This is a genomic window from Bacteroides sp. 2_2_4 (genome assembly GCF_000157055.1).
GTDB lineage: Bacteria > Bacteroidota > Bacteroidia > Bacteroidales > Bacteroidaceae > Bacteroides > Bacteroides ovatus.
In genome coordinates this window covers 37,602-44,696 of sequence record NZ_EQ973371.1, presented here as the reverse complement: position 1 = coordinate 44,696, position 7,095 = coordinate 37,602, and the positions used below count along the sequence as shown (strand labels likewise).

Annotated in this window: 9 protein-coding genes; all 9 read left to right on the top strand. The window is 46.9% G+C overall.

Going from position 1 to position 7,095, the window contains the following annotated elements:
* A partial coding sequence (atpD, locus tag BSCG_RS03090) for a F0F1 ATP synthase subunit beta (RefSeq protein WP_032849797.1) occupies positions 1-1,090 on the top strand: 1,090 nt, incomplete at its 5' end.
* Positions 1,091-1,102: 12 nt separating this feature from the next.
* Entirely contained in the window at positions 1,103-1,348 is a 246-nt protein-coding gene (gene atpC / locus BSCG_RS03095; protein ID WP_004303467.1) for an ATP synthase F1 subunit epsilon, read from the top strand.
* 83 nt (positions 1,349-1,431) lie between these two features.
* Positions 1,432-1,866, top strand: coding sequence for a hypothetical protein (locus BSCG_RS03100; RefSeq protein WP_008777299.1), 435 nt, complete (start codon positions 1,432-1,434; stop codon positions 1,864-1,866).
* On the top strand, positions 1,850-2,992 hold the full coding sequence (gene atpB / locus BSCG_RS03105) for a F0F1 ATP synthase subunit A (protein ID WP_004303465.1): 1,143 nt from the start codon (positions 1,850-1,852) through the stop codon (positions 2,990-2,992). Before BSCG_RS03100 ends, atpB begins: the two co-directional genes overlap by 17 nt.
* 108 nt (positions 2,993-3,100) lie before the next feature.
* Positions 3,101-3,358: an ATP synthase F0 subunit C gene (gene atpE / locus BSCG_RS03110; protein ID WP_004308863.1), complete on the top strand. Its 258-nt coding sequence runs from the start codon at positions 3,101-3,103 to the stop codon at positions 3,356-3,358.
* A gap of 56 nt (positions 3,359-3,414) precedes the next feature.
* Complete coding sequence (gene atpF / locus BSCG_RS03115) at positions 3,415-3,918, top strand: F0F1 ATP synthase subunit B (RefSeq protein WP_008777297.1); 504 nt, start codon at positions 3,415-3,417, stop codon at positions 3,916-3,918.
* Positions 3,919-3,923: 5 nt separating this feature from the next.
* Positions 3,924-4,484, top strand: a complete 561-nt coding sequence (locus BSCG_RS03120; RefSeq protein ID WP_004295760.1) for a F0F1 ATP synthase subunit delta — start codon at positions 3,924-3,926, stop codon at positions 4,482-4,484.
* Positions 4,484-6,067 (top strand): F0F1 ATP synthase subunit alpha, encoded by a 1,584-nt coding sequence (gene atpA / locus BSCG_RS03125; protein ID WP_008777296.1) that lies wholly within the window; start codon positions 4,484-4,486, stop codon positions 6,065-6,067. Before BSCG_RS03120 ends, atpA begins: the two co-directional genes overlap by 1 nt.
* 123 nt (positions 6,068-6,190) lie before the next feature.
* Positions 6,191-7,087 (top strand): F0F1 ATP synthase subunit gamma, encoded by an 897-nt coding sequence (locus BSCG_RS03130; protein WP_008648014.1) that lies wholly within the window; start codon positions 6,191-6,193, stop codon positions 7,085-7,087.
* Positions 7,088-7,095 lie beyond the last annotated feature (8 nt).

The following is a 7,095-nucleotide window of genomic DNA, read 5'->3' as shown; positions in this document are numbered from 1 at the left end:
CGAACCGTATGCCAAAGGTGGTAAAATCGGTTTGTTCGGCGGTGCCGGTGTAGGAAAGACTGTATTGATTCAGGAACTTATCAATAATATCGCCAAGAAACATAATGGATTCTCTGTATTTGCCGGAGTAGGTGAACGTACCCGTGAAGGTAACGACTTGCTGCGCGAAATGATTGAATCCGGTGTAATCCGTTACGGCGAAGCATTCAAAGAAGGAATGGAGAAAGGTCACTGGGATCTTTCGAAAGTGGATTATAACGAACTGGAGAAATCGCAAGTGTCTCTGATTTTCGGTCAGATGAACGAGCCTCCGGGCGCACGTGCCTCTGTGGCATTGTCCGGACTGACGGTGGCGGAATCTTTCCGCGACGCAGGAAAAGAAGGTGAGAAACGCGATATTCTGTTCTTTATTGATAATATCTTCCGTTTCACGCAAGCAGGTTCGGAAGTGTCCGCCCTTTTGGGACGTATGCCGTCCGCCGTTGGTTACCAGCCTACGCTGGCTACGGAAATGGGTGCGATGCAGGAACGTATCACGTCTACCCGCAAAGGTTCTATCACCTCCGTACAGGCGGTGTATGTGCCTGCCGATGACTTGACCGACCCGGCTCCTGCAACAACTTTCAGCCACTTGGACGCAACTACCGTGCTCGACCGTAAGATTACGGAGCTGGGTATTTATCCGGCGGTAGACCCGTTGGCTTCTACGTCACGTATCCTCGACCCGCACATTGTTGGCCAGGAACACTACGACGTAGCGCAGCAAGTGAAACAAATTCTGCAACGTAACAAGGAATTACAAGATATTATCTCCATCCTCGGTATGGAAGAACTCTCGGAAGAAGACAAGATGGTAGTGAACCGCGCCCGCCGTGTGCAGCGTTTCCTTTCACAACCGTTTGCCGTGGCTGAACAGTTTACAGGCGTTCCGGGTGTGATGGTGGGTATTGAAGACACCATCAAGGGATTCAAGATGATTCTGGAAGGAGAAGTGGATTATCTTCCCGAACAGGCTTTCTTGAATGTCGGAACCATTGAGGAGGCAATAGAGAAAGGTAAGAAATTGCTGGAACAGGCAGCAAAAAAATAAAAAGATAGCATGATGAAAGAACTGCATTTGAGTATAGTATCGCCCGAAAAGAGCATATTCGACGGAAATGTGAAGATTGTCACATTGCCGGGAATGATCGGTTCGTTTTCTATTCTTCCCGGGCATGCGCCCATTGTTTCGTCGTTGAAAGCGGGAACGTTGAGTTACACGACGATGGACGGAGAAGAGCACACGATGGATATTCAGGGCGGTTTTGTCGAAATGAGTGACGGTACGGTTTCTGCCTGTGTTTCCTGACGGAAACTCCTCACCGGCACAAAGACTAAGCATTAAAAAATTGAAAAAAACGAGGTTATAATCTTACAGAAAAACACAGTAACATGGTGAATATTAGTAAAACTAAACGGAATTTTATTTGGTGGCATACCTTATTTGCGGTAATTAGCGGGGCACTCGGAGCTGTCATTCTACACTTCGCTTTGCCGGGGCATTATTTCGGAGGGTATCCGTTTATTCCGATCTATTTTTACTTCTTCGGGCTGTTTAGCATTTATGCTTTCGACACTTGCCGTCGGCATGCTCCACAGAGAATGTTACTGTTGTATCTGGCAACGAAGATGATAAAAATGATTCTTTCGCTGATTCTGGTATTGATTTATTGTCTTGCCGTTCGCGAAGAAGCCAGAGCCTTTCTGCTGACGTTTATCTTGTTCTATTTGATATATCTGGTATTCGAAACCTGGTTCTTCTTCTCTTTTGAGTTGAATCAGAAACGGAAAAAGAAAAATAAAAAGAAAAATGAAACAGTTGCATAACATAGTAGCTCCGTTGATTCTGTTCTGCCTCATGGCGGCAGTCAGCTTGCCGGTTCTTGCACAGGAACAGGAGGGGGAAGCGGTGTCACAACAGACGCAGGACGAGATTACTCCGAAAGAGGAACAGGAGAACACGGTGGATGTGAAAGAAATTGTGTTCGGTCATATCGGCGACTCCTACGAATGGCATATTACGACGTGGGGTAACACGCACATTACTATACCATTACCTATTATTGTTTATAGTAGCACTACAGGTTGGCACACGTTCCTTTCTTCCCGTCTCGAAGAGAATGGAGGGACTTATGAAGGACTTTCCATCGCTCCCGAAGGAAGTAAGTACGAGGGCAAACTGGTAGAGTATAATGCGGCAGGCGAACAGGTCCGCCCGTGGGATATTTCCATCACGAAAGTGACATTTGCTTTGCTGTTCAACAGCGTGTTGTTGCTCATCATCGTATTGAGCGTGTCACACTGGTACAGAAAACGTCCGCAAGGAGCGAAAGCGCCGGGAGGATTTATCGGATTCATGGAGATGTTCATCATGATGGTGAACGACGATATTATCAAGAGTTGTGTAGGACCCAACTACCGGAAGTTTGCACCGTATCTGCTGACAGCGTTCTTTTTCATCTTTATCAATAACATGATGGGATTGATTCCGTTCTTCCCCGGAGGTGCGAACGTGACGGGAAATATCGCTATCACTATGGTGCTTGCAGTCTGCACGTTCCTGGCAGTGAATATCTTCGGTTCGAAACATTACTGGAAGGATATTTTCTGGCCTGATGTACCTTGGTGGCTGAAAGTGCCTATACCGATGATGCCATTCATCGAGTTCTTCGGAATCTTTACGAAACCGTTTGCTTTGATGATTCGTCTTTTTGCCAATATGCTGGCGGGACACATGGCGATGCTGGTGCTTACCTGCCTGATCTTTATCTCGGCAAGCATGGGGCCTGCACTGAACGGCACGCTGACGGTGGCTTCTGTATTGTTCAACATCTTTATGAATGCGCTTGAGTTGTTGGTTGCTTTCATCCAGGCTTACGTATTTACGATGTTGTCGGCAGTGTTTATCGGTCTGGCACAGGAAGGTGCCAAAGTGAAAGCTGAAGAAAACTGAAATGAAACGCGGTGAAAACGTTGATAAAAAGAATACGGAATAAACGCGCGGAATGAATGATTAAATAATAAACAAGAGAAAATATAAACCATTTTAAAACTGAAAATTATGTTACTATCAGTATTGTTACAAGCCACTGCAGCAGCAGTAGGAGTTAGTAAATTAGGTGCAGCTATCGGTGCAGGTCTTGCAGTAATCGGAGCTGGTTTGGGTATTGGTAAGATTGGTAGTTCGGCAATGGAGGCAATCGCACGCCAGCCGGAAGCATCAGGGGACATCCGTATGAACATGATTATCGCCGCCGCCTTGATTGAAGGTGTGGCTCTGTTGGCGGTAGTAGTTTGTCTGTTGGTGTTCTTCCTCTAAAAGGGAGAACCCACCCCAGCTTTTAATTTATAGTCTTTAATTTCTAATTAAAAGATATGTCATTACTATTACCTGATAGTGGCCTGCTGTTCTGGATGTTTCTCTCATTCGGGATTGTGTTCGTGATATTGGCGAAATACGGCTTCCCCGTCATCATCAAGATGGTGGAGGGTCGTAAGACCTATATCGACCAGTCTTTGGAGGTGGCGAGAGAGGCTAATGCCCAGTTGTCTAAACTGAAAGAGGAAGGCGACGCATTGGTGGCTGCCGCCAACAAAGAACAAGGACGCATCTTGAGGGATGCAATGGAAGAACGTGACAAGATTGTTCACGAGGCCCGTAAACAAGCCGAAATTGCCGCACAAAAAGAACTGGATGCGGTGAAACAACAAATCCAGATAGAGAAAGACGAAGCCATCCGCGACATCCGTCGCCAGGTAGCCGTGCTTTCTGTGGATATCGCCGAGAAAGTGCTCCGCAAGAGTCTTGAGGACAAGGAAGCACAGATGGGCATGATCGACCGTATGCTGGATGAAGTACTAACCCCGAATAAGAACTAAGGAAGATGGAAGTCGGAATACTCTCAATGCGTTATGCAAAAGCCATCATTGAATATGCACAGGAAAAAGGTCTGGAGGACAGGTTATATCAGGAGTTCCTGACGCTGTCGCACAGTTTTTGTGAACAGCCCGGTTTGCGCGAAGCACTTGATAATCCGGTCATCACAACGAAGGAAAAGTTGGCGTTAGTCTGCACGGCTGCCGACGGTGACGGAAAATCGACCAGAGAGTTTGTCCGTTTTATCACTTTGGTACTGCGAAACAGGCGTGAAGGCTATCTGCAATTTATCAGCCTGATGTATCTGGATCTCTACCGGAAGCTGAAGCATATCGGAGTGGGTAAGCTCATTACAGCCGTTCCCGTCAACAAGGAAACGGAAAACCGGATTCGTTCCGCAGCAGAGCATATCTTGCACGCCCAGATGGAACTCGAAACGGTGATAGATCCTTCGATCGAAGGCGGATTTATCTTCGATGTCAACGACTACCGACTGGATGCAAGCGTTGCCACGCAGTTGAAGCGAGTGAAACAACAATTTATTGATAAGAATAGGAGAATTGTATAATGTCTGAAAATATAAAAGTAAGCGAAGTATCTGATATATTGCGCAAGCAGCTCGAAGGAATCAACGCCAATGTGCAACTTGACGAAATCGGTACGGTGCTCCAGGTGAGCGACGGCGTAGTGCGTATCTATGGATTGCGAAATGCCGAAGCCAATGAATTGCTGGAGTTTGACAATGGTATCAAAGCAATCGTGATGAACCTCGAAGAGGACAACGTGGGTGCTGTGCTGTTGGGTCCGACGGACAAGATCAAAGAGGGATTCGTCGTGAAGCGTACCAAACGTATCGCCTCCATCCGTGTAGGAGAGGACATGCTGGGACGTGTGATCGACCCGCTGGGCGAACCGCTCGACGGCAAGGGGCTGGTTGGTGGCGAACTGTATGATATGCCATTGGAACGGAAAGCTCCGGGGGTAATCTACCGTCAGCCTGTGAACCAACCGTTGCAGACGGGATTGAAGGCGGTAGACGCCATGATTCCTATCGGTCGCGGACAGCGTGAGTTGATTATCGGCGACCGCCAGACGGGAAAGACTGCCATCGCTATTGATACGATTATCAACCAGCGCAGTAACTTCCTGGCAGGTGATCCTGTATATTGTATTTATGTGGCTATCGGTCAGAAGGGTTCTACCGTTGCTTCTATCGTTAATACGCTTCGTGAGTATGGAGCACTGGACTACACGATTGTGGTGGCTGCTACGGCTGGTGATCCGGCTGCATTGCAGTATTACGCTCCTTTTGCGGGTGCTGCCATTGGCGAGTATTTCCGTGATACCGGTCGTCATGCGTTGGTGGTTTATGATGACCTTTCCAAGCAGGCGGTAGCTTATCGTGAGGTTTCTCTGATTCTTCGCCGTCCATCAGGTCGTGAGGCTTATCCGGGTGATATCTTCTATCTGCACTCCCGTCTGTTGGAACGTGCTGCCAAGATTATCAGTCAGGAGGAAGTGGCTCGCGAAATGAACGATCTTCCGGAAAGTCTGAAGGGAATTGTCAAAGGCGGTGGTTCGCTCACGGCATTGCCTATCATCGAAACGCAGGCTGGTGACGTATCGGCTTATATCCCGACGAACGTGATTTCTATCACCGACGGACAGATATTCCTTGAAACTGACTTGTTCAACCAGGGTACGCGTCCGGCTATCAACGTCGGTATCTCTGTATCCCGTGTAGGTGGTAACGCGCAGATTAAGGCTATGAAGAAAGTGGCGGGAACATTGAAGATCGACCAGGCACAGTATCGTGAACTGGAAGCGTTCTCCAAGTTCAGTAGCGACATGGACCCGATTACCGCATTGACGATTGACAAGGGACGTAAGAACGGCCAGCTGTTGATTCAGCCTCAATACAGCCCGATGCCCGTAGAACAGCAGATTGCTATTCTCTACTGTGGTACACACGGACTGCTCCACGATGTTCCTCTGGATAAGGTGCAGGACTTTGAACGTAGCTTCATCGAATCGCTGCAACTGAATCATCAGGAGGATGTATTGGATATATTGAAAACGGGTGTGATTGATGATAATGTGATTAAGGCTATCGAAGAGACTGCCGCCATGGTCACTAAACAATTTATCTAATCGGTCATTGATTTATCTGATTGGCCTTTAAAATAAATCTGAATGGTTTTTGATTTATCTAATTGGCTTTTTTATAAATCAGATCGTCCTTTAATTTTTAATTATTAATTTTTAATTATCACTATGGCTTCACTGAAAGAAGTAAAAACCAGAATAAATTCGGTCAAGAGTACCCGAAAAATCACTTCAGCAATGAAAATGGTGGCTTCTGCCAAATTACACAAGGCACAAGGAGCCATTGAGAATATGCTGCCTTATCAGAAGAAGTTGAACAAGATTCTGACTAACTTCCTAAGCGCGGACCTGCCTATCGAATCTCCTTATGTGCAGGAACGTGAAGTGAAGCGTGTAGCAATCGTTGTTTTTTCTTCGAACACTTCTCTTTGTGGTGCTTTCAACGCCAATGTCATCAAAATGATGATGCAGACTATCGGGGAATTCCGTACTTTAGGACAGGATAATATCTTGATATTCCCGGTAGGCAAGAAGGTGGATGAAGCGGCCAAACGGATGGGTTTCAAACCGCAGGAGGTTTCTCCAACGCTCTCCGACAAACCAACGTATCAGGAGGCTGCCGAACTGGCTCACCGACTGATGGATCTGTATGTAGCAGGCGAAGTGGACCGGGTGGAAATAATCTATCATCACTTCAAATCAATGGGGGTACAGATTCTTCTTCGTGAGACGTATCTCCCCATTAATCTGACGAGCGTCGTAAGTGAAGAGGACAGAGAGAATGAAGAGGAGGTACAGGAGAACGAGATTGCCAATGATTATATCATCGAACCGAACGCAGAGGAATTAATCGCGAGCTTAATCCCCACTGTATTGAGCCAGAAGATTTTTACTGCCGCTGTTGACTCCAATGCTTCGGAACATGCTGCACGTACGTTGGCTATGCAAGTGGCTACGGACAACGCAAACGAGCTGATCCAGGATTTGACGAAGCAGTACAATAAGAGTCGTCAGCAGGCGATTACAAACGAATTGCTGGATATTGTAGGGGGTTCCATGAAGTAATTAATCAT

What these genes read in the sequence shown, in the direction of transcription:
- BSCG_RS03100 (WP_008777299.1), top strand. Translation starts at nt 1,432, where the DNA reads ATGGTGAATATTAGTAAAACTAAACGGAATTTTATTTGGTGGCATACC.
- BSCG_RS03120 (WP_004295760.1), top strand. Translation starts at nt 3,924, where the DNA reads ATGGAAGTCGGAATACTCTCAATGCGTTATGCAAAAGCCATCATTGAA.
- atpB (WP_004303465.1), top strand. Translation starts at nt 1,850, where the DNA reads ATGAAACAGTTGCATAACATAGTAGCTCCGTTGATTCTGTTCTGCCTC.
- atpC (WP_004303467.1), top strand. Translation starts at nt 1,103, where the DNA reads ATGAAAGAACTGCATTTGAGTATAGTATCGCCCGAAAAGAGCATATTC.
- atpA (WP_008777296.1), top strand. Translation starts at nt 4,484, where the DNA reads ATGTCTGAAAATATAAAAGTAAGCGAAGTATCTGATATATTGCGCAAG.
- atpE (WP_004308863.1), top strand. Translation starts at nt 3,101, where the DNA reads ATGTTACTATCAGTATTGTTACAAGCCACTGCAGCAGCAGTAGGAGTT.
- atpF (WP_008777297.1), top strand. Translation starts at nt 3,415, where the DNA reads ATGTCATTACTATTACCTGATAGTGGCCTGCTGTTCTGGATGTTTCTC.
- BSCG_RS03130 (WP_008648014.1), top strand. Translation starts at nt 6,191, where the DNA reads ATGGCTTCACTGAAAGAAGTAAAAACCAGAATAAATTCGGTCAAGAGT.